The sequence below is a fragment of the Microbulbifer pacificus genome (genome assembly GCF_002959965.1).
Taxonomy (GTDB): domain Bacteria; phylum Pseudomonadota; class Gammaproteobacteria; order Pseudomonadales; family Cellvibrionaceae; genus Microbulbifer; species Microbulbifer pacificus_A.
In genome coordinates this window covers 2143804-2167424 of the sequence record NZ_PREV01000026.1, presented here as the reverse complement: position 1 = coordinate 2167424, position 23621 = coordinate 2143804, and the positions used below count along the sequence as shown (strand labels likewise).

16 protein-coding genes are annotated in these 23621 nt (G+C 57.4%); 9 read left to right on the top strand and 7 right to left on the bottom strand.

The features are described 5' to 3' along the window. Positions 1-41: 41 nt before the first annotated feature. The gene (locus tag C3938_RS09500; protein WP_105103314.1) at positions 42-890 is read right to left on the bottom strand and encodes a TauD/TfdA dioxygenase family protein; all 849 of its coding nucleotides are present in this window, start codon (positions 888-890) and stop codon (positions 42-44) included. A gap of 10 nt (positions 891-900) precedes the next feature. Further along, complete coding sequence (locus C3938_RS09495) at positions 901-1881, bottom strand: quinone oxidoreductase family protein (protein ID WP_105102896.1); 981 nt, start codon at positions 1879-1881, stop codon at positions 901-903. A gap of 167 nt (positions 1882-2048) precedes the next feature. On the opposite strand from C3938_RS09495, the gene C3938_RS09490 reads away from it, so the two are divergent. Continuing rightward, positions 2049-3059 carry an AraC family transcriptional regulator gene (locus C3938_RS09490; protein ID WP_105102895.1) on the top strand — a complete coding sequence of 337 codons (1011 nt, stop codon included), beginning with the start codon at positions 2049-2051 and terminating at the stop codon, positions 3057-3059. Between the two features lie 87 nt (positions 3060-3146). On the opposite strand, the gene C3938_RS09485 is transcribed toward C3938_RS09490, so the two are convergent. Both C3938_RS09485 and C3938_RS09480 read right to left on the bottom strand, forming a co-directional pair. Further along, on the bottom strand, positions 3147-4100 hold the full coding sequence (locus C3938_RS09485) for a lipid A deacylase LpxR family protein (protein ID WP_105102894.1): 954 nt from the start codon (positions 4098-4100) through the stop codon (positions 3147-3149). A 197-nt stretch (positions 4101-4297) separates the two neighbouring features. After that, positions 4298-6274: an alkyl/aryl-sulfatase gene (locus C3938_RS09480; RefSeq protein WP_105102893.1), complete on the bottom strand. Its 1977-nt coding sequence runs from the start codon at positions 6272-6274 to the stop codon at positions 4298-4300. 605 nt (positions 6275-6879) lie between these two features. Here C3938_RS09480 and tal point away from each other — a divergent pair. The 8 genes from tal to C3938_RS09440 all read left to right on the top strand — a co-directional run bounded on the left by tal (position 6880) and on the right by C3938_RS09440 (position 15986). Then, a complete protein-coding gene (tal, locus tag C3938_RS09475; RefSeq protein WP_105102892.1) occupies positions 6880-7848 on the top strand; it encodes a transaldolase in 969 nt (322 codons plus the stop codon). Then, positions 7849-9348 carry a xylulokinase gene (gene xylB, locus C3938_RS09470; protein ID WP_105102891.1) on the top strand — a complete coding sequence of 500 codons (1500 nt, stop codon included), beginning with the start codon at positions 7849-7851 and terminating at the stop codon, positions 9346-9348. A 14-nt stretch (positions 9349-9362) separates the two neighbouring features. Then, a complete protein-coding gene (gene xylA / locus C3938_RS09465) occupies positions 9363-10697 on the top strand; it encodes a xylose isomerase (RefSeq protein WP_105102890.1) in 1335 nt (444 codons plus the stop codon). 245 nt (positions 10698-10942) lie between these two features. Next, entirely contained in the window at positions 10943-11959 is a 1017-nt protein-coding gene (locus C3938_RS09460) for a LacI family DNA-binding transcriptional regulator (RefSeq protein WP_158681624.1), read from the top strand. A 257-nt stretch (positions 11960-12216) separates the two neighbouring features. After that, positions 12217-12396 (top strand): hypothetical protein, encoded by a 180-nt coding sequence (locus C3938_RS09455; RefSeq protein WP_105102888.1) that lies wholly within the window; start codon positions 12217-12219, stop codon positions 12394-12396. A 185-nt stretch (positions 12397-12581) separates the two neighbouring features. Further along, on the top strand, positions 12582-14405 hold the full coding sequence (locus C3938_RS09450) for an IlvD/Edd family dehydratase (protein WP_105102887.1): 1824 nt from the start codon (positions 12582-12584) through the stop codon (positions 14403-14405). Positions 14406-14472: 67 nt separating this feature from the next. After that, complete coding sequence (locus C3938_RS09445) at positions 14473-15033, top strand: NADPH-dependent FMN reductase (RefSeq protein WP_105102886.1); 561 nt, start codon at positions 14473-14475, stop codon at positions 15031-15033. A gap of 35 nt (positions 15034-15068) precedes the next feature. Beyond that, positions 15069-15986, top strand: a complete 918-nt coding sequence (locus C3938_RS09440; protein WP_105102885.1) for a pirin family protein — start codon at positions 15069-15071, stop codon at positions 15984-15986. Between the two features lie 41 nt (positions 15987-16027). On the opposite strand, the gene pelA is transcribed toward C3938_RS09440, so the two are convergent. From pelA to C3938_RS09425, 3 genes are all read right to left on the bottom strand, one after another. After that, a complete protein-coding gene (gene pelA, locus C3938_RS09435; protein ID WP_105102884.1) occupies positions 16028-17299 on the bottom strand; it encodes a pectate lyase in 1272 nt (423 codons plus the stop codon). Between the two features lie 170 nt (positions 17300-17469). Continuing rightward, positions 17470-20463 (bottom strand): TonB-dependent receptor, encoded by a 2994-nt coding sequence (locus tag C3938_RS09430; protein WP_105102883.1) that lies wholly within the window; start codon positions 20461-20463, stop codon positions 17470-17472. Between the two features lie 104 nt (positions 20464-20567). Further along, entirely contained in the window at positions 20568-23093 is a 2526-nt protein-coding gene (locus tag C3938_RS09425) for a fibronectin type III domain-containing protein (protein ID WP_158681623.1), read from the bottom strand. Positions 23094-23621 lie beyond the last annotated feature (528 nt).

Genomic DNA, 23621 nt, shown 5'->3' with positions numbered 1-23621 from the left:
GATCTTTTCCTCATCAGTCGTGAATTATTTTTATTGAAAAATTAATAGGGCTTGTCGCCGACAATGCCGGCGCGCTCCATCTTGCGATGACACGCGGGATAATCCATTACCGCGTAGTGCTGGGTGCTGCGGTTGTCCCAGATTGCCACGCTATTGGGCTGCCAGCGCCAGCGCACCTGAAATTCCGGGATATATGCCTGGCTGATCAGGTAACGCAGAAGCTCCGCGGCGCCCGGATTGGCATCCTGACCAAAGCGCACCCGTTGCGGTGTGTGGTAGTTGGTGAAATGCGTGGTAAACGCATTGACGAACAGAATTTTTTCTCCGGTATCCGGATGCGTCCGCACCACCGGATGCTCCGCATCGGGAAATTGTGCTTTCAGCGCAAGGCGCTTTTCCAGCGGCATGGCGGCACCGAACGACGCCTCAATGGAATGGCGCGCACGCAGATCGGCAATCTGCTCTTTCACATGGTGCGGCAACATTTCATAGGCTTTCACCATATTTGCCCACATGGTGTCGCCGCCCACCGGCGGGCATTCGACACACCGCAGCACGCAACCAAACGGCGGCGCTTCACGCCAGGTGGCGTCGGTGTGCCACGCGTTCTCGTAGCGGTCCGCCGGCTGCTCCGGACTTTTGTAGATACGCACCAGCCCCGGGTGCTCCGGGTCGGACCCCGCTACGGGGTGGTCTTCCAGCGGACCGAATCGCTCGGCAAACGCCACATGCTCCGCACGGGAAAAATTCTGGTCGCGCAGGAACAGCACTTTGTGCGTAACGAGCAGCGCGCGGATATCGTCGAACAGGGCGTCGTCGTGTATGGCATCCGCCAGATTTACGCCCGATAGCTCGGCGCCGATACTGCAGGTCAGCTGTTCTACTCGCATGGTCTGCACCTCAGATAACAAAAATCGAAGAGCCGGTGGTCTTGCGCGCTTCCAGATCACGGTGCGCCTGCACGGCGTCTTGCAACGCGTAGTGCTGGTGGATTTCAATTTTGATACGCCCGTTGGCCACGTGATCAAACAACTCACCCGCCAGTTCCGCCTTTTCCGCGGGATCGGCAATGTAATCCGCCAGCGCCGGACGGGTCATATACAGAGACCCCTTCATCGCCAGCAATTGCGGATCAAACGGCGGAATGGTGCCGGACGCCGTGCCGACACAGACCATCAGGCCACGGCGTTTGAGCGAATCCAGCGACGACATGAAAGTGTCCTTGCCGACGCTGTCGAACACCACATCGACACCACGACCTCCAGTCAGGTCACGCACACTGCTGACAACATCCTCACGGCTGTAATTGATCACATGATCGCATCCGTGGGCCAGCGCCACCTCCGCCTTGGCGTCGGAGGAAACCGTGCCGATCACACGCACCCCCAGCAGTTTTGCCCACTGGGAAACAATCAGGCCCACACCACCCGCGGCGGCGTGCAGCAGCACGGTATCGCCGGCCTTGAAGTCGTGAATGCGGCGCATCAGGTACGCGGACGTAAGCCCTCGCATGGTCATCGCCGCAGCGGTTTCAAAACCGATGGTTTCCGGCAGTTTGATCAGTGGTGCCGCGGGTATCAGACGCTCGGTGGCATAGGCGCCCAGCGTATTGATAAAACCGGTGTAGGTAACACGGTCACCCACCGCCACATTGGTCACGTCTGCGCCCACCTGCGTCACCACACCGGCGGCTTCCACACCGATACCATTGGGCAGCGGAATGGGGTAGGTGCCGTTGCGGAAATAGGTATCGGCGTAATTCAGGCCCACGGCCACATGGCGCAGCCGCACCTCTCCCGGCCCCGGCTCTCCGACCTCGACGTCTTCGAGTCGCAGCACTTCCGGGCCTCCGGATTCATAAAAGCGAACTGCCTTGGCCATGCCTTGTTCTCCTGTTTCTGTCAGCACGTTCCACCGATAAAAGGCGGCGGTTACCTGTCACAGACCAACTGTATGCCTTCCCCCCCTCCCCATCTTCACCCTGAACGACATATACTTTTCTTTTCATGACACACTAGAATAATGACGAGAGCGATAGGGGAATACCGATGACGAGCCAGATTCGTGCCGCGGTACTGAACAACTATGGAGAACTGGCTCAGCATCTGGGGCTGAACCCCGCGCGCCTGCTGCATCAGGTGGGTTTGAGTGCGGCGATGATCGCACAGACGGACAGCCGTATTTCCGCGGACGCGGTGGTGGAGCTTCTGGAAATTTCAGCCAGCGAAAGTCACTGTCCCAGCTTTGGACTGCGCCTGGCAGAGGTGCGCCAGTTATCGGATTTTGGTGCCATCAGCCTGCTGCTGCCACACCTGCAGACGTTGCGCGATGCACTGCATACCACCATGAAGTATCGGCATCTGATGAATGACGCCCTGATCATGCACATCGAGGATGCCGGTAAGGTAGTGGTCATTCGCGAGGAGGTGGTCACCGGGGCGTCGCGACCTTCCCGACAGGCGACGGAATTTGCCATCGGTGTGCTGTATCGACTGTGCGGCGCGCTGCTCGGCAGCCACTGGCACCCGGTGAGCGTCAACTTCACCCACGGTGCACCGCCCGACCTTCAACTGCACAAGCGCATATTCAACTGCAAAATTGAATTTGGTGCGGATTTCAATGGAATCGTGTGCCCGGCGGCGGATCTTGATTTCCCCAACCCCAATGCCGATCCGGCCATGGCGAAATACGCGGAGACTTTTATTTCGTCGCTGCCCGGCTCCAAACAGCAACCGTTTGCGCAGGAAGTACGCCAGGCGATTTATCTTTTTCTGCCCATGGGACATGCCAATATCGAGCAGATTTCCCAGGCTCTAGGTATGAACGTGCGCACACTGCAGCGCCGTCTCGAGGACAGTGGTGATTCGTTTTCCGACCTGATCAACGATGTGCGCCGCAACCTGGTGCTTCACTATATGGAAAACCCGAATTATTCCCTGGGGCGAATTTCCGATATGCTCGGTTATTCCGTGGCGAGTTCATTTACTCGCTGGTTTTCCAGCCAGTTTGGCGTCTCACCCGCACGCTGGCGCGCTGAGCATGGAGCCTTTAAAAACTGAAGTTATCGACTGCGGAACACGGCGAAGACTCACCCCTGACGGGTTTATGATGCAGTAGTGCGTCCGCATCGGCCAAGTCAAAAAATCTTAAAACGATACACTGAGCCCAATGCCGGAAAACTGCACATCCGCGTACTGGTCAACGAACTCCTGGGAACGCCGCGCGTGGTAGAGACTCCAGTGCAGGGGACCGGTTGAAAATACCAGACCCATCCGCCATTCACCCACCCAGGGTTCTTTCTCCACACTGTGGCTTTCCTTGAAGGAATTGCCGTCGAGGAAGATATCCCGGTTTACAAAACGCACCTGGAAATCGGAAAAAAGATACCAGCCGGCATCACTTCCCATGCCACCGTCTGGCGCCGCCGTGGCAGGTGCCAGCGCATTCACACCCACACTGGAAAACAGATCGCGGCCAACACGCAGGCCAACTCCCGACATCAGTTGAGTATTCACATTGCCGAGGTTGCCACCGAGGGTTCCGGACAATTCGACATTCAGCCCGGATTCTCCCAGGGGCTGGATATGCGCCCACTTGCGCGCATAACTCAGCATCAGCGTCGCTTCGTCCTTCAGCTGGTTATCCCAACCGTTTACGTCGTAGGTTTGCAGAACGCGATGAAATGAACGCTGTGCGGATTCCGCACCGGAAGATGGGCCGACTATACCGACAGTGACTTCAAAGCGTTCGGCGACCGCCAGTCGCGATTCGGGCATCAGGTTTACCGAATGTAGCCCCGCCCCCAGGTACAGCCAGCCGGCATAGGGCCGATCGTACTCCAGCAGCTCTGCCTCAAAAATTTCGTAGGGGGTAAAAATAGCCTGACCGAGAATATACTGCGCGCGAAGCTCTCGCTCCCGGTAGCGGTCGGGAAGGAGCGAGGTCATCCAACCTGGGGCGGAATCCGACGTGTACGACAAGCGCAGGCCCTGGGTGTAATCCGCATCGCTGGCGCCATCAAAAGAGTCGTTTTCCAGTTGCAGGGACAGACTGCCCGCAACCGCCGGGGTGATACCGATGGCGAGTCCAAATACGCCCATCCAACGAACCCAGCAGGCGCGGCCCGGCCACAGTAACGAAGTTCCATTTCGTATTATCTGTTTCACCCATGGATTTTAGGTGGGCACCGGAATTCCTCCAGAAACTCGCGTAGACAATTACGTCTGCTTTACATCCGATGAAACTTCTAACGCGGTAGACACTGGCACGGAATGTACCCATGCCAGCCCCCCAAAAGCTATGGCGTAACGATATTGAACCAGAATTCAAAATTGTCCATATAAGACATCAACTCGTTTACCTTTGCCGCGCTGCCACTCACCTTTATTTTTCCGCTGTCGATAGCATCTTTCATCGTGGTCTGCTGCAACACGATGTTGTTCAATGTATCCCGCGATAACTGCAAGGTCGCATCCGCGCCTTTTGCCTGCCGCTTTGGCGTATGGTTGAGTACGCCATGAACCATCTCCAGAAGATACTTCTCGCCGGTGTCGGTGAAGTCCATATTGATGACGATATGTTTTCCCGCGGCTTTGGGGCCATTGAGTCGCATGGCCAGGTAATCAAAAAACAGATCCAGATCCATGGCGCGCACGGTGTCCGGACTGGCTGTGTCGGGTGTCGGCAGCTTGGCGACACCGTTGCGTAACTCCTGCGCGCCGGTCAGGTAGAAGTTACGCCAGGGACCACTTTCCGCCTGATAGCCGAGCTGCTCAAGGGCATCCGCCTGCAGGTTTTTTGCCGCCTGATTACCCGGCTCGGCAAATACCGCGTGGTTCACCACCTGCGCCACCCAGCGAAAGTCTCCCTTGTCGTAATAGGTTTTTGCCTTTTTCAGCAACGCATCTACACCACCCATCATTTCCACATAGCGCTTGGAAGCGTCGACCGGCGTCAGTTCATGCAGTGTGGCGGGGTTGCCGATAAACCAACCGAGATACAGAACATAGGTTGCCTTTACATCGTGATTGACGGAACCGTAATAGCCGCGGTTGGAAAAGTGTTTGTCGATGGCTTCAGGCAACTGAATCTGCTCCGCGATTTCCACCATGGTGTAACCCTGGTTGGCGAGCCGCAGAGTCTCATCGTTGATATAGCGGTACATATCCCGTTGCAGGCCAATATGCGTATTCAGTTCTTTATTGCCCCATACCGGCCAGTGGTGTATGGCAAACATCACCTGCGCCTCGTCGCCCCACATATCCAATGCCTGGTTCAGGTACTTGGACCACACCAGCGGGTCGCGAATCTTCGCGCCGCGCAGGGAATAGGTGTTGTGCAAGGTATGCGTAGAGTCCTCGGCGGTATTCAATGCCTTTTTCTCTTTTATATAGAAAAGCATTTCCGAGGGCGCTTCAGAGCCGGGTGCATACAGAAATTCGTAGGTTAACCCGTCAATGGTGCGGGTTTCGCCTGTTTTCTCAATGATGTCGGTGGGCGGGATCAATGTCACCGTACCGGCGGAGGTGGTGGTACCGAGGCCGGCACCAACCTGGCCCTTGGGATCTGGCGGCAAAAGGTTGCCGTACATATAGCTGGCGCGACGGCTCATGGCCGTACCCGCCATCACGTTCTCGGCAACCGCGGCATCGAGAAAGCCGACCGGCGCGTATATTTTTACCTTGCCGGATTTCACATCCGCTTCGTCTACCACACCGCGCACACCACCGTAGTGGTCCACATGGCTATGGGTATAAATCACCGCTACCACCGGCTTTTTCGGTCGATGCTGATAGTACAGATCCAATGCGACCTTGGCAGTTTCCGCGGAAATCAGCGGATCCATAATGGTGAGACCGGATTTTCCCTCGACGATGGTCATGTTCGAGAGGTCCTGGTTGCGCACCTGATAGATGCCATCCGTAACTTCGAACAGCCCGGAAATATTGATGAGCTGAGACTGCCGCCACAGACTGGGGTTAACCGTATCCGGCGCGGCGTCACCTTCCTTGATAAAGCTGTATTGGTCAGGGTTCCATATCACATTGCCCTGTTTACCTTTGATCAGGGCGCCGGGCAGTGGCGCGATGAATCCCTTATGTGCCTGTTCAAATGCGGTTTTATCCGCAAAGGGCAGCTCCTGCAGCAGCGCATCATTCGCACGCTTTGTGGCGTCGCTTGCGGGCTTGGGTTTTTCTGCAGCAACAGCACTCAGAGCGATCGCCGCTCCAAGCAGCACACTCGCGAAGACTTCCGGGCGGGGAATGAAACGCATGACGGTAACCTTATATGGCGAAATACTGCAAAAAGCCTAGCCGATACCAGGTGGGCCGCCAGTTGCGGGAGCTGCGAGTGCACAGCATCTCCCGCCGGTTCGAGACCACGTCACCCGCCAGCCCGATCGCCGCCCGCAGATTTCTCTGGCGGGCTGCGCAACTGGGACTCAAGGGCACACAGCAGAATCCTGGTCACCAGCGTCGTCACTATGTCTTCGGAATGCATACCTGATCTCCGTAGTAATTGTCGCTGTAGTTACATTCCAAATCGGTGGACTCAACGGAAACTGAAATCAGACTTTTCATTCGCTTTCTCCTTCACTGAGGCTTCCAAACACGGATAAAGGTAAGGAGAACGCAGCAATAGCTGAAATCAAATAAACCTTTCGACCTCATCAAATTTACCTATACATATTCTTTATCAGCTGCGGTGACCCAATAGATGTAAACGTCAGACATCGAATAATTCTTTCAAACCCAACTCTGGCATTCCTCCCCAGGATCATGCACACTACGCCAAAATGAAAACGTTTACATTTTGGGTGCAGGGCATCGCCGAATGCATCGACCCGGAAACAGGCGATAGATGGGAAATCAATACCTCATGGACAAGCTCAGTCAGTTGCGGTCGATGACCGCTGTGGTGGCAGACACCGGTGATATCAACGCGATCCGCCAGTTCACCCCGCTGGACGCCACAACCAACCCCTCTCTGCTGCTGAAGGCCGCGCAGCAGGCGGAATACCAGCCGCTGATCGACCGCGCCATCGCCTTTGCAGCCACGCAGGGTGGCAGCGACGATGAACAGACGGCACTGTGCTGTGACTACCTGGCCGCTGGCATTGGCCGTGAAATCCTGCAGATCGTCCCCGGGCGTATTTCCACCGAAGTGGATGCACGGCTGTCCTTTGATACCGCAGCCACTCTGGAGCGCGCGCGCCGGCTGATGGGGCTGTATGCGCAAATAGGCGTGGCACCGGAGCGCGTGCTGATCAAGGTCGCCTCGACCTGGGAGGGCATCAAGGCCGCGGAGGTTCTTGAGCGCGAGGGAATTCACTGTAACCTGACCCTGCTGTTCAGCTTCGCCCAGGCCCGCGCCTGTGCCGACGCCGGGGTTACCCTGATTTCTCCGTTTGTAGGTCGCATTCTCGACTGGCATCTGAAGAATACCGATGCCAACGGCTTCACTCCGGAGCAGGATCCCGGCGTGCAATCCGTGCGCCGTATTTACCACTTCTACAAAGAGCACGGCTACCGCACCACCGTCATGGGTGCGAGCTTTCGCAATACCGGGCAGATCGAGGCGCTCGCCGGCTGCGACAGTCTCACCATCAGCCCGGACCTGCTCGCGCAGCTCGCCGCCGACCAGAGCGAACTTCCGCGCGCGCTGACAGCGCCGGCGGACACAGGCAATACCGCCGCCCCCCTGGCAGAAAGTGACTTCCGCTTCCAGCACAACGACGACGCTATGGCACACGAAAAGCTCGGCGAAGGTATCCGTAAATTCGTGCTCGACCAGTGCGCACTGGAAAGCCAGCTGCAGACCCGCGCCAGAAATTTCGAGGCGGTGTAAATGAGCGCGTCACAAACAGTATTCCTGGGCATCGACGCCGGCACCCAGAGCCTGAAACTGCTGGCCTACGATGCCGAGCAGAAAAAAATTCTGCACGTCTCCGCCGCGCCACTGGAACTGATCAGCCGTGACGACGGCAGCCGCGAACAGCTGGCAGCCTGGTGGCTCGCCGCGCTGCACCAGTGCATGAGTGAACTGCCAACGGAGATCAAAGGCCGCGTACGCGGCATCGGAGTATCCGGCCAGCAGCACGGATTCGTGCCACTGAACAAGAATGGCGACGTCATCGCACCAGTGAAGCTCTGGTGTGATACCAGCACCATCGCCGAATGCGAGGAAATTACCGCTCGCTTCGGCGGCACTGAACGTTGCATCGACGCGGTGGGCAACCCGATTCTGCCGGGATATACCATTTCCAAAGTTCTGTGGCTGAAGAAAAACAACCCACAGGCCTACGGGGAACTCGCACATATCCTGCTGCCCCACGACTATCTGAACTTTTATCTCACAGGAAAAATCTTCACCGAGTTCGGCGATGCGTCCGGCACCGGCTATCTGAATATCCTGCGCCGCGAATACGACCGTGAAATGCTGCGCGCACTGGATCCGGATCGGGATTTACTGCCGCTGTTGCCACCGCTGCTGCAAGCCGATGCCACCATTCCGCTCAGCGCCAACGCTGCGCGGGAGTTCGGGCTGCCGGCGGGGGTCAGAGTTTCCACCGGTGGCGGCGACAACATGATGGCCGCCTTCGGTACCGGTTCGATAGCGCCCGGCGTGCTGACACTTAGCCTCGGTACTTCCGGCACCCTGTTCGCCCACAGCGACACACCCGCCATGGATCCCGACGGTGAACTCGCGGCGTTCTGCTCTTCCTCCGGTGGCTGGCTACCGCTTTTGTGCACCATGAATTGCACCGTGGCCACGGAAATCACCCGCAAGGCGCTGGGAAAAACCATCGATGAATGTGAGTCGCTGCTGGCGCAATCACGGATCGGCAGCGACGGCCTGCTGAGCCTGCCGTTGTACAACGGAGAGCGCACCCCCAACCTGCCCCATGCCCGCGCCAGCCTGCACGGTATGAGCGACGGCAATACAACACCCGCGAACCTGTACCGCGCCGCCATGGAAGGGGCGACGTTTACCCTGCGTCGCGGCCTCGATGCCTTCGCCCGTGCAGGCCAGCAGTTCAGCGCTATTCGCCTGACCGGAGGCGGCGCCAGGAGTGCCCACTGGCGGCAGATGGTTGCAGATATTTTCAACCTGCCGGTGGAAGTACCGATACAACAGGAAGGCGCGGCGTTCGGCGCCGCCATGCAGGCACTGTGGGCCTGCGATGAACACGCTGATCTGTTGGAACTCACCCGGCAACACCTGGCGGTGGATACCCGCCTCGGCTGCACACCGGATGCAGCGGCCGCGGCCGCGTATCAGTCTCTTTACCAAAAATTCCTCGAACTGCTCGGCCAGCAGTACCCGAGCGTACAAATCAACGAATAATTCTGGAGCAGATCATGAGCAGAAATCTTTTTATCGGTGATAGAGAATATTTCCCCGGCATCGGCAAGATTCCTTTCGAAGGCCGTGGTTCCGACAACCCGCTGGCCTTTAAATTCTATGACGCCAATAAAGTAATCGGCGGCAAGACCATGGAAGAACACCTGCGTTTTGCGGTGTGCTACTGGCATACCTTCTGTGGCAAGGGTGCCGATCCGTTCGGCCGCAACACTCAGGTGTTCGCCTGGGACGACGCTGCCGATGAACTCAGCGCAGCGCGCCAGCGTATGGATGCAATCTTTGAATTCACCACCAAGCTGGGTGTGCCCTACTACTGTTTCCACGACGTGGATATGTCTCCGGAAGGCAGCAGCATCCATGAGTATGAGAGCAACCTGGCAAAAATGGTGGAGCTGGCGGCGGAGCGCCAGAATGCGTCCGGCATGAAACTCCTGTGGGGTACCGCCAACCTGTTCTCCCACCCGCGCTATATGAACGGCGCCGCGACCAACCCGGACTTCAAGGTACTGAGCTACGCCGCCTCCCAGGTGAAGGCCGCACTGGATGCCACCGTGGCGCTCGGTGGTGAGAACTATGTATTCTGGGGCGGCCGCGAAGGCTATATCTGCCTGCAGAACGCCAATACGAAACTCGAACAGGAGAACCTCGCGCGCTTCCTGACCGCCGCGCGGGATTACGGCCGCTCCATCGGTTTCAAAGGCACTTTCCTGATCGAACCGAAGCCCATGGAACCCACCAAACACCAGTACGATTTCGACGCGCAGACCGTGATCGGCTTCCTGCGCCACTGGGGTCTGGACAAGGATTTCAAACTTAATATCGAGGCCAACCACGCCACCCTCGCCGGCCACACCTTTGCCCATGAACTGCAGATGTGCGCCGATGCCGACATGCTCGGTTCCATCGATGCCAACCGCGGCGATTACCAGAACGGCTGGGACACCGATCAGTTCCCCACCGATCTGTACGATGCAGTGCACGGCATGATGGTGGTTCTGGAAAATGGCGGCTTCAAAGCCGGCGGCCTCAACTTCGACGCCAAGGTACGCCGTGAATCCGTGGATATGGAAGATATCTTCCTCGGCCATATCGGCGGTATGGACACCTTCGCCCGCGGCCTCGAAGTGGCCCACAGAATTCTCACCGAATCGCCCTACGCAAGCTGGAAAGCCGCGCGCTACGCCAGTTTTGCGGAGGGCAACGGCAAGGCCTTTACCGAAGGTAAACTTGGCCTTACAGACCTGCGCAACCTGGCTGCCGAAAATGGCGAGCCCCACCCGGCGAGCGGAAAGCAGGAGCTGTATGAGAACCTGATCAATCAATACATCTGAGTATCGCGATAAAGCGGTTGCGCGGGTTCCTGGCGGCCACCTTCTGCCATCCATCCGCTACGCTTTTCCGCAATACCCAGGATTGATTGATATCACCTCAACGTCAGATGACTCTGGTTTGGGCCTGCCATTGCAGGCCCTTTTTTATGCCCCGGATACCATTCCGGCGACGCAGGCGCTACCATCTGGCCCTTCGCCTACCAGGACACACTGGTATCATCAGAATTGCAGAACAGAGGGCGCCAGTGTCCATCAAAAAAGTCGCCAAGCTCGCCGGTGTATCTACCGCCACAGTTTCCCGCTATCTCAACAGCCCGGAACAGGTGAAGGAAAAAACCCGCAATAAAGTGCAGGCCGCCATCGACGCCGTGGGCTACGCGCCCAACGCCCTGGCGCGCAACTTTCGCCGCGGCAAGACCAGCCTGATCGTGGTGGTGCTGCCGGCCGTTGGCGACCCGTTTCTCGACGGTGTCATGCGCGGGGTATGGCGGGTGGCGGATGAGCAGGGCTACAGTATTCTGATTCGCGATACCCAGTCCAACTCCCACGAATTCGACGAGTACACCGACATGGTGTTCTCCAAACAGGCGGATGGCATCCTGCTGTTAGCCAGTATTTCTCCGTTTGAAGAAGCCACTGCCAACCGCGGCAGCGCGCGCGCGCACCCACCACTGGTACTGGGACTGGAAAGCGTCAGCGCGGAACTCAGTCACTTCCCCAGTGTGCGCGTAGACAACATCGCTGCGGCCGCGGATGGTACCGACTACCTGATCCAGCTCGGCCACCAGCGCATCGGATTTATTACCGGCAAGCGGGATTCTCTACTCACCAGGGATCGCGAGAAGGGTTATCGCAAGGCCATGCGCAAAGCGAAACTGGCGGTATCCAATGACTGGATCGTAGAGGGCGAGCAGTCCATCGACGGTGCCCGTCGCGCCACCCGGCGCCTGCTGGATCTGGAACAGCGCCCCACCGCGCTGTTTTGTGCCAACGATGAAATGGCCCTGGGTGCCCTGCATGAGATCAAAAGTGCCGGCCTGAGAATTCCACGGGATATTTCCGTAATCGGCTTCGACGATATCCGCTACGCGGAAATCGCGGATCCCCCGCTGACCACCATTGCCCAGCCGGCGGAAGAAATCGGCGAGCGCAGTATGCGCCGCCTCTGCCAGGTGATCGACGGTGGCGAAGGCGACAGTACACCGGAGATCGTTCCCCACAGGCTGATCGTACGCAAGTCCACTGGCAGAGCCCCCGGCTGATCCCCGCCGCGGCAAATTTTCCGCGCAGAAACACCTTACTAACGAAATATTGCGCAGCATCTTACGGCGACCGGGAATTGCGCGCAAAGTTCGATAAAAGTTCACTAAAAGATCATCGCCGGCAGCGGATTCAGCGAGTTTTACACTACAGTTAGAACTAGTAGCCGCGCCGAACCCGGTCATTTCAGTCGGGAGCAGCGCGCACCGAGAGCAGCAAGGATATAAGCAGTAGCGTATAAGTAGTCGAGGTCGCCACCATGAATACGCATTTGTCGGTAAAGCCCCACAGTTCTTCCAAACCCGCATTGCTCGCCGCACAGAAGAAGCACGAGCAGGAAGAGCAGAACCTACAGCCCAAAACCGGCAAAAGCGCTGCAAACCTGGGCCTGCGATACCCAAAGGATCTGGAACGCTGTTTTGTACTCGGAAATAACTGAGTCGTTCACATTATCTGTTTTTTCCACTGAAAACTCTCCATAGCAATGGGGAGTTTTTGCCCTGTTCGACCGTCTTACATACCAGATGTACCGTTACATCAAAAATGTATAACCGGTGTTGGCTCATAGCCGGTGTGAATAACAAATTGCCATCGCCTCAATAACAAAAAAAAACCGTACTCATCATGACCGATCCCCGCAGAAAATCGACCCCCCGGTTCCGCAGCGCCCACTGGTTCGACGACAAGGCGAATGCCGATCACACCGCACTGTATCTTGAACGTTACTTCAATTTCGGTCTCACCCGCGAAGAGCTGCAATCCGGGCGGCCGATCGTCGGCATTGCCCAGACCGGCAGCGATCTAACCCCCTGTAACCGACACCACCGGGAACTGGCGCAGCGGGTAAAAGACGGCATCCGCGATGCCGGGGGTATTCCGATGGAATTCCCGGTGCACCCCATTTTTGAGCAGGGCCGGCGCCCCACCGCGGCGCTTGACCGCAATCTGGCAACCCTCGGGCTAATCGAAATTTTGCACGGTTATCCGATTGATGCCGTGGTACTCACCACCGGTTGTGACAAAACCACACCGGCTACATTAATGGCCGCGCTGCAATTGGATATCCCGGCGATTGTTTACTCCGGGGGGCCGATGCTGAACGGCTGGCGACCGGTAAGTTGCGATGGTGGCACGGACAAGGAGGAACGTGTCGGCTCCGGTGCTGCCATCTGGCAGAACCGCGAGCGTCTGGCGAAGGGAGAGCTGGACTACACGGGATTTATGGAGGCCTCGGCGGCGTCTGTCCCCAGTGTCGGCCATTGCAACACCATGGGCACAGCGCTTTCGATGAATGCCCTTGCAGAAGTGCTGGGAATGTCCCTGCCCGGCTGTGCCGCCATTCCCGCGCCATATAAAGAGCGCGCGCAGATGGGCTACCACACCGGGCGGCGCATCGTGGAAATGGCGTTTGAGAATCTGAAACCATCGGATATTCTCACCCGTCGGTCTTTCCTCAATGCGGTCGTAGCCTGCAGCGCGCTCGGTGGTTCGACCAACGCCGTGGTACATCTGTTAGCGCTGGCACGGGGCATGAAAGACGTGAACTTCACCATGGACGACTGGCAGCAGTACGGTGAGAACATTCCGCTGCTGGTGAACTGTATGCCTGCCGGTAAATATCTCGGTGAAGAGTTTTACCGCGCCGGCGGCGTACCGGCTCTGCTAAATCAGCTGATCCGCGATGGCCTGATCGATGGTAGCCAGAATACCGTTACCGGCCACTCACTCGCGCACAATTGCGAGGCGTTTCCGGTACGCAACCGCGAGGTGATTTTTCCGACTGACAAACCGCTGATGGAGAAAGCCGGTTTCGCCATCATGCGCGGTAATTTTTTCGATTCCGCACTGATGAAAAAATCCGTGATCAGCCCCGGGTTCCGCGAAAAATATCTGTCCGATCCCCGGCACCCTCTGTGTTTTACCGCCCGCGCTATCGTCTTCGAGGGACCGGAGGATTACCGCGCGCGCATCGACGATCCGGCGCTGGATATCGACGAACACTGTATTCTGGTTATCCGCAACGTGGGTCCGGTGGGCTACCCGGGTTCTGCGGAAGTCGTGAACATGCTGCCACCCGCACGGCTGGTAAAGCGGGGCATCAACTGTCTGCCCACCATGGGAGACGGCCGCCAGAGCGGCACGTCCGGCAGCCCCTCGATTCTGCACATTGTCCCGGAATCGGTTACAGGCGGCGGCCTGGCCCTGTTGCAGACGGGCGACGGCATCCGTGTGGACCTCGCCAACCATCGGGTCGATCTGCTGCTGAGCGACGAAGCGCTGACAGAGCGCCGCCGACACTTGCAGGGCACCCAGCTGGTGAATCAGACGCCCTGGCAGGAGATTTATCGCAAAACGGTAAGCCCACTGAGTACCGGCGCGGTAATGGAAACCGACGAGGAATTCATCCGGGTTCTCGATGCACACCCGGTGGGTCGTCATTCCCATTAGTTCGATCACCGCGACGTCGACCTGCTATCTTTGAGGCTTGCTTGTTCAATCCTCTGCGGGAGCAGCCATGGCATCCAGTCCCATCAAAATCCTCGCCATTTCCGGCAGTCTGCGTCAAAGCTCGTTCAACAGTGCCGCACTGCGTGTCGCTGAAGAACTGGCGGGAGATGGCGCATCCTTTACCTTCGCCGACCTCTCCGGTATCCCGCTTTACGATCAGGACCTGCGCGATAAACATGTGCCGGAAGCGGTTCAGACACTGGGCAATCAGGTACTGGATGCGGACGCCATCCTGTTCTCCACGCCGGAATACAACTACTCGGTTTCCGGCGTTCTGAAAAATGCCATTGACTGGCTTTCCCGTCTTGATCCGCAGCCCTTTGCCGACAAGCCGGTCGCGGTAATGAGTGCCAGTATGAGTGCGTTCGGCGGTGCGCGGGCACAATACGATCTGCGCCGCATCCTGATTTACCTGGATGCGCATTTTGTGAATAAGCCTGAGGTGATGATCGCCTTCGCCCACCAAAAATTCGATGACGATGGTACCCTCGGCGATGACGACACCCGCCTGTTTATCGGCAAGCTCGTCACCGCACTTGGCGATTGGACCCGGCGGCTGCAGGGCTGACCTGCCGCAGTCTCTCAACAACCGGAGAATAACCCATGAGTAACCTGGCCCAGGACGCCGTACAGGCATGCGACGTAATCGCCGGTTGCGGTGCCATCGACATCATCATTGAACCCAGAAACAAAGATCTGGGCGGCTTTTCCGTGCGCCGAGTGCTGCCCACCCGCGAGCGGAAAATGGTGGGCCCCTGGATATTCTTCGATCATATGGGTCCGGCAGATTTTACCGCGGGCACAGGCATCGACGTGCGCCCACACCCGCATATCGGCATCGCCACCGTCACCTACCTGTTTGAGGGGGAGATCCTGCACCGGGACTCCCTTGGCAGCCTGCAGGCGATCCGCCCCGGCGACATCAATCTGATGCTGGCCGGGCGCGGTATTGTGCACTCGGAGCGGGAGACGGAGCAGCTACGCGGCACAGACCACCGCCTGCACGGTCTGCAACTGTGGCTGGCTCTGCCGGCATCCGATGAAGAGCTGCCACCGGCGTTTTACCACTACCCCGCCGCGGAAATTCCCACCGCGGAAATTGACGGCGTATCGCTGCGGGTAATGATGGGCAGTGCCTACGGTTGTACCTCACCGGTCAAAACCTTCGCCGAAACAATCTATGTGGAGGCACAGCTGCGAGCGGGTCAGCGCCTGACGTTACCGGATTCGCCGGAGCGCGCAGTGTACGTCGCCAGCGGCGCCCTGCGTGCGCGGGACACCGGGATCCCACAACATGCGCTGGCGGTATTCCTCCCGGAAGCAGGGGTGGAAGTGGAAGCCGTCGAAGACTGTCGCATCGCGATTATCGGCGGTGAGTCCCTGGGCCAGCGCTTTATCGACTGGAACTTTGTCTCCAGCCGCAAAGAGCGCATCGCCCAGGCAATCGAAGACTGGCGGGCCGGCCGCTTTGAAAAAGTCCCCGGCGATAGCGAGGAATTTATCCCCTACCCCGGCGGCTGATTCACGGTTGCCTCCGAGACCGGCCTCTTCCCACCAGATGCTCAGTAATAACCAACACTGTCGGCGTAGTTGATCAGCGGGGTGCCGTAATTTCCACCCCATTCATAGCCGTAGCGACGCTCGGGCTCAATCGCCATGATGTCGTACTGCTTGCCCGCGCCCCCCTCAGCCACCGAGCGGCCGCTGAAGAAGCCGACGTCCTGGCCCAGGTCATAAAAGCGGTACCACATGGTACTGCCCGCTTTGGTCTGGATGGGATTGTAGGTGTCGTCACTGCTGCCGCTGGATCGCTTGATATACGCTGTGTCGGCAACCTTCACCGCTTCACTGCGATACCACGCCAGCGCGGCGCGCACCGCGGCTTCCACTTCAGGGGTCTGCGGTCGCGACATCAGGAAAGCCGCCACCAGCATGGACTCCTTGCCGCTCTTGGATTCGAGCTCGTAGGAACGCGCCGGGCGCGGAGCATAGGTTTCCGGGTCGTGCTGGGCGCACCAGACGGTTTTCGCATCGGCCTGCACGATTTGCGCCTTGAGAATAAAGTCGACACCGTTGTCGATGGCGGTCGCCATACGTGTGCGCTGCTCCTCGGTGAACAGGTCGCCATTCAGCGGCGCTTCCTGCCGCTGGGCCTGGTCGAGCAGGATCAGCACGCGGGCCATGGCGCCGTCGTTGAAGGTCACATAGTTGGAGTAGGTGGTGCCGGTGCGCGCGGGATAGACCTGTGGCCACCCCCCGCTGGCGTATTGCATGGTCAACAGAAATTCCAGCGCCTTGCGCGCGGCATCGCGGTACGCGGCGTCGCCACTGCGCTGGTAAACATCGGCGAGAAACAGCAGCTCGGTAACTGTAGCGTCGTTGTCGATGGTGCCCAGCTCAACCCCATCTGCGCCAGTCCACTCGGAGCGGGCACTGCTGCCATCCCACGGCGTAGCGTACTTGGATACACCAAACTTGTAGAAACCACCGTGCGGCATCTGCCAGCTGATCATATTGTCGGCCAGGCTCTGGTCAGCGGACAGGCTGCTACCTTTCCACGACTTGTAATTGTCCAGCTCACCGTAAATCGGGTTGCCGGCCTGCGGTAGTACCACCGCTTCATCGCCACCGGATGACGAGGAACTGGAGCCGCCACCGGAAGACGATGAGCTGCTGGAGGAACTGGAACTTCCGCCGGAGGATGAACCGGATGAACTGCTGGAAGAATTGAACGCAGGAGGGCTCGTTTCGGAACCACTGCTTCCGCCGCCGCAGGCGGTCAACATGACAGACAGCACTGCCGCGACCGCTGTAATGATTAATTTCTGCTGCATGGTCTACCTCTTAAACCGGCTGTGTTTATTGTTCGCAACGGCCTTGCACCGAAATACAGGCGTACGTTCTATGCGGCGAGGTCACCCCTACCGCTGTCTTTTTCTGCATCCAAAGCCAAAAAAGCCCCGCGAGCGGGGCAAAAATGGCAAAGGGGGAAATCCAGTCAGGTTCAGAACTGAACGTTCACACCGAGCTGGTATGTCGGGCCATACGTCTCTCTCAGGAACATCATGTGTCCGCTGGAAAACTCATTGCCCTCGAAGTACTGGATATTGCTCTCGTCGGTAATATTCACCGCATCCAGATACAGCTTCACGTTATCGCTGACGTCGTAGGTCGCTTTGATGTCGTAGGTGACACCGGCGTCCTGATAAACGTCAGACCAGGCGGCACAGTTTTGCGAGTAGCCAAGGGCCGCGTCCGCGGCGATATCCGCTTCGGTACAGGAGCCGATGCGCTTCAGGATTTCGCTGCGGTAGTTGGTGATAAAGCGCACCGAGAAGAAGTCGTTCTCCCAACCGAGCGTGGTGTTCACGGTCACGTCCGCCTGTTCCGGCAAACGGATTTTTTCCGCGCGCACACTGGCTCCGGCATCGGCTTCGGAATGCAGCAGTGTGAAGTTGGACTGGATAAAGAAGTTGTTCAGTAACCCCTGAGTGAAATACTGGTTGTACGTCACTTCCAGACCGTACACATCCGCGCCTTCACCATTCAGGTAAGTACTGGCGTTAGCCAACTGCAGATCCGCGGGAATCTGGAACATGGTGACCTGATCCACTGGCAGGGTGTAAGGCAGCTCCGCCAGGTTCAGATCCGCACCGGCCACATTGACGATGAAGTCATCAATCTTCTTATAGAAAGCCGCGCCCTGGATAAACAGGTCATCGCTGGCGTACCAGCCCAGAGAAATATCAAAGTTGGTCGCACGCATTGCGTCCAGTTTCGGGTTGCCAAGCTCGACCACGTTGTCCGGGGACATGGTCAGATGCTGCTGCTTGTATGTATCGGTGTAGTCAGCCTCGGCAATGTCACCCTGCAGATCCGCCGGCTGATCACTGCATTGATTTTCCACCGCCAGATTCGCCGCCGGATCGTAGTTGCAGAAAATCACCCGGTCGACCACCTGCGCATAAGCGCGGGCTTCATCGAAAGACGGACGGGAGAAGGAGGTCCACAGGGAGGCGCGGAACAACAGGTCTTCTCGTAACTCATCGCGATAGTGGAGGCTGGGGAAAAAGCCATCGTAGGAATTCGAGGTATCGTCCAGTGGTACCGCGATGTCGAAGGATTCCAGCTGGTCGGCACTCTCTTCGCGATCATTGCGGATAGAGAGGTAACCGGTGGAGTTGAAATCGGTTTTCTCGTAGCGCACACCGGCAATCAGGGTACCGGTATCGGTCACCTGGAATTCACCCATGATGTAGGCCGCGGCGGTATCTTCCGACAACTGATAGTCGTTGCGCGTACTGTCCAGCTCGCGCTGTTCAGGGTCGTAGTTCTCGCCGATGATCCGCGTCTGCTCAATCAAGCGCTTGGCCTCGGCCTCAGTAATGAACGCGTGGTCGAAGAGAGGGTTGTCCGGCATGAAGGTCTCGACATCGCCGAGACGAACCCCTGCCGCGTCGATACACGCCTGATCGCCTGCACAACCCGCCGCTTTCTTGTCACCGGGGTGAACACTGATACGGTTCTTGTCGCGATTGCGCTCGCGATTTTTGATCTTGAAGCCAGTCTTGATGTAGTTGACCGGGCCAATATCAAAGTCTTTACGCAGATTGGCCATAGCCTGATCGAGCGTGTCTTCGCGGAAGCTGTTTTCCATGAACAGGTTGTCGTACAGCATGAACGGTTGAACGCTCTCGCCGTACTGGTACCCAGACGGTCCGAATCCACCTGAACCGGGCACACTTTCCATTCCGGCGAGTTCGGCCAGCTGTGAGGGATGCACGATCTGACCGTTGAGGAAATCTTCGCCGGTGCGACCGAGCGCGGTAATATCGCGCACGCGGAACTGCACACGGCTGCTGTCCGGAGAATCCTGAGTGGCACTGGAGTGGGTCAGCTCATAGTCCAGAGTCCAATTATCGCCAAACAGATTTTCGCCACCGAGCGCAAACACTTTGGTGTCGCTCTCGGACTCCTGCATAAAGAACTGGTGCTGAAGGTCGATTCCGCCGGAGCCGAATACGTTATTGGCAGCATCGTAGTAAACGACTTCGTCATCACTTGCCTGCCCCCAGCGGTAGTATTCACGCAAGGCCGTGTCTTTATCTGTATATACGGTATTGCTGTAGCGCGCGTAATACTTACTGTTGTCGTCGGGGCGATACTCCAGATCGAAGATGCCGGCGATACGTTCGCGCTCGGCATTTTCCTGCCGGTTCTGAAGCTCGAACGGAATCAGCATCGGGCTGTCGGCGCCATCCAGGGTAATGTAACGCGGCAGGGAACTGTCGTGAGCGCGGGATTCGTACCCTTCGCTCACGCGGTTTTCATAAGACAGCGAGTAACTGAAGCCCAACTTTTCATCGGCAAAAATGTTGGTGCCCTGCAAGGTCAGTTTGGGCGACATTTCGCCGCTCTGATCCTGATACGCCCCCTGGGCGCGTACCTTGAAGGTATTCTCACCGCGATCCAGCGCGGAAACGGTAGTGACGTTTACACTACCGCCGATGGAGTTCAGGTCCATGTCCGGAGTGAGGGATTTCAGTACCTCGATGGACTGCAGCACATCGGCGGGCAATGCGTCCAGAGAGAAACCGCGGCTCTCGCTGTCCGCCGGGCCACCGCCGCTGTTGGCCATTTCAGAGCCGTTCATCTGTACCGACACGAAGCCCGGACCAAGACCGCGCAGGTTGATGAACTTGCCTTCACCTTCAGAGCTTTGCAAGGTGATACCGGGCAGGCGCTGCAAGGATTCCGCGACGTTCTGATCGGCAAAGTTACCGGAATCGTCCTGGGTAATAACGGAGCTGAAAATATTTTTGTCGCGCTCCGCTTGACGGGCGTTGAGCTCGGCATTGCGTACACCTTCAACCGTAACTTCTTCCATGGAGAAGTCGGAAGTAGTTTCTGCTTTCTGCTGCTGTGCTTCCTGAGCCATCAGGTTCGTGGAAGCGGCCATGGCGATCGCCACGGCGAGAATCTGCTTTTTATAAGTCATTGTGACTCTCCCATCGTTTTTATTCGGCCATCGTATCCAGCCGTATCGATGATTATTTTTATCGCCGGCTAGACTGATTACTCAACCGGCGATCTCTCTCAGGCTTACTGGTAGGTGATAGAGAAATTATCGATCACTACAGGCTTGTCTCTCGTGCCACTGTCACAACGGAGCTGTATGAAGGAACTGGCGGTACCAACATCACTCTCAACGGTAACGGTACCTGTCGCAGAACCAGCGGCCATTTGCGAAGCAACGCTTTCGAAAATCTTCGAACTGGCACCGTGGATTGAATTTCCAGAACCCGAGGTGTTGTTATCCACATATACCTGGCATTTTCCGGCCTCGGACGAAACGTTGGGGTTTTCCACAACATCGAACGAGATCTTGTACGGCTTGCTCAAGTCGAAGTCGCCGCGGCCGGCGGCATCGTCTGCGCTGGTGTCGGTACCGTGCATCGCATCACCGATAGTGAAACGCGCATCGTGAAGCGACAGTTGACCTCCAGCTACGGATATGCGCGAACCGCCACCGGTTGCGTTGTACATGGGTTTGGTGGCGTCACCGCTCAGCGCTTTGTAGTCAGCACTGAAAAAGTTACCCGCACCGGATTCAGAGTCTTCTACAAGGCCCGCGCCTTCGAAGTTTTCCTCAATGACCGCGGAAATGTCAGCGGCCGCATAGAATCCCAATTCGCCGATGCCGCCAGGCAACTCTCCCTTCAACGCTTCAGCTGTTACATCTGCGGCCATGTCGTCACTCCACACCAGCCAGTCGAGGTTAGCGTGGAATGCACTTCCGGAGCCTTCACCCACACGCAGCAGACTGGCGGAACCACCGGAGCGACCAGGGCCAGTGAAGCTGCCGATTTCGTTACCGTCGCGGTAAATCACCGCAGTAATGTTATCGGCCTCGGCCGTTGGGTCATTTACGGTAAAACTGAACTGGTATACGTGGTAGCCATCGCTGTACACCACATCGGAAACTTCCGCGGTCTCCTCCGCCGCCAGGAATTTCTCCAGTTGAACCTTGCCGGAGTCCGGACGCAGAATCGCTTTGATACGGCGTTCGTCGATATGAGTTTCAACTTCAAAGCCACGAGCCCCCTGCGTTTCCGCATACGCATTGTCGATGCGCGCAATCCAGGTGAAATGCTTTGGATAGGTCCCATCGGCAACCACGCCGCTCAAGTCACCCACCGGTTTGGTGTTGGAGTCTCCGGCGAGGGTATCCATGGTCATGACACCTTCATCACTGACGGTAAACCACGGCTTCTCTTCATCGGAGAATTCGAAGTTGGTTTGCTCGCTACCATTGATAACAACAGCACCCAGCTCACCCGGATGTGTACATCCATCGTACACGCTCCAAAGAATGCCATGGGATACAGACGGATTTACGGTAGTAGTGGGACTGCAGCTATCGCCTAGCGGGGCTTCCGGTGTACCCGTTGCAAATTCACTCCAGGCACCCGCACCGATGTTATTCACACCACGAACCCACACGTAATAGGTGGTACCGTTTTCCAATTCGGTCAGTGTGGTGCTGGTGTCGGTCAGGTCATTGACGATAATGGCCCCGGACACATCGTCACTGGTGCCATAAGCAAGATCGTAAGTCGCCGCTCCTAGCACGGAATTCCAGCTCACGGCCATCTGCGCGTCGGTAGCAAAGGTTGTCGGCGCGTTCGGCGCGACGGGTTCCTCGGCGGATTTGAACTTAGTACACACTGGCAACGTCGCCTGACCATTATCAGACTGCTTTTCGATCAGCAGATCATCGATAATCGCCGTACCGCCACTGGAAACCCGGAAGTGCAGAAAGGAATTTTCTGTTCCCACTACCTGAGATTTGATATCCACAGGCGTTGCACCCGGCTCCAGGGTCACGTCTCCCGGCACGTTAATTTCCACGCGTTTACCCGGAACCAGGCTGCCGGTTTCCACGTTGAAAATCCGAGAGCCCGCACCACCGCCGCCGTGAATGGAGTTCGCTTCACCGGTCGTGTTGTTGTTTACATAAATCTGGGTCATGGACCCCGAGCCGCTCGCGGAAGACACGCAGAACGAGATGCGGTAGGGCTCGGAAAGATCCAGCTCGCCCCAGCCGCTGCCGCCGTCGGTGCCGGGGGTGGAATCTTTTTTCGGGTCATTTTTCGATGCGTCGGCCATGTCGGACTTGGTCTGGCCGATGGTAAAACGTGCGTTACTGATCAACAGGGACGGATCACCGTTGTCACTGACGATACCCAGACGGGTTTCGTGGTCGACGGTAATTTCGCTGTCGGGGTTGTCCTGATCGAAGAAACAGCAGGTGGGATAGTAGAACGATGGGCGTTCGTCGACGTATTCGCTACTGTCAGCGGTGGCCAACGCTTTGTAATTTGGACTGAAAAAGTCGATCACATCACTCTGGTCGAAATTGGTGTACTCACCAAAATTTTCCAGAACCGGCAGCGCGGTGTTAATGATGCCGCTCTCCTCCGGCGGCACCACAACCACGGGTGGCGGCGCCGGCAGTTCTGCGATGTCGCCTTCTCCCGAGGAACTGCTGCCACCGCCGCCACAGGCGGTCAGTGTTCCCATGACGCACAGTGCAAGTGCGGATTTCGCCCAAGGTAAAGGTTTCATACTCACCCCTTCTCTCTCATTTTCAATCGTTATTCTTATGAGCCCGGGTCTTCCGCCCGGATAGCTTCGCGATGGATGCGCTGTTCAGTTTTGAATGCGCGGTTACCACCCAGGCTCAGCCTTGATACTTATTGGTTTGGCAATCTAACCAGATTGGTTAGGCATATACAACCATTTGTACCAACTGGTTACCACACAGACTCCCTCTGGCTTGGCCATGGGGTAATAGGCGCCAAAATCGCGCAAATTTTGCGCGAATCCGCGGTTTTCCGGGATGGAACTGCAGGGATGCTGATGAAGATTGCGGGGGTACCAGCGCCAGAGCGATGCCCGAAAGCTCGGAAAGTGGCCAGACCAACAGCGGCGCGGAGGTGAGGAGAGGAAAATGACTCATTCAACGGGATGTAAATGAGCCATTGCACTACTGCTCGTTTTATCCACCCGGCAACTCAGTGTTGCCGGGTGGATAGCGGCACGGGATGGGCCGGCGAACAAAACCGGGCGAACCCTAAAGGGTGTTGGCTCAGC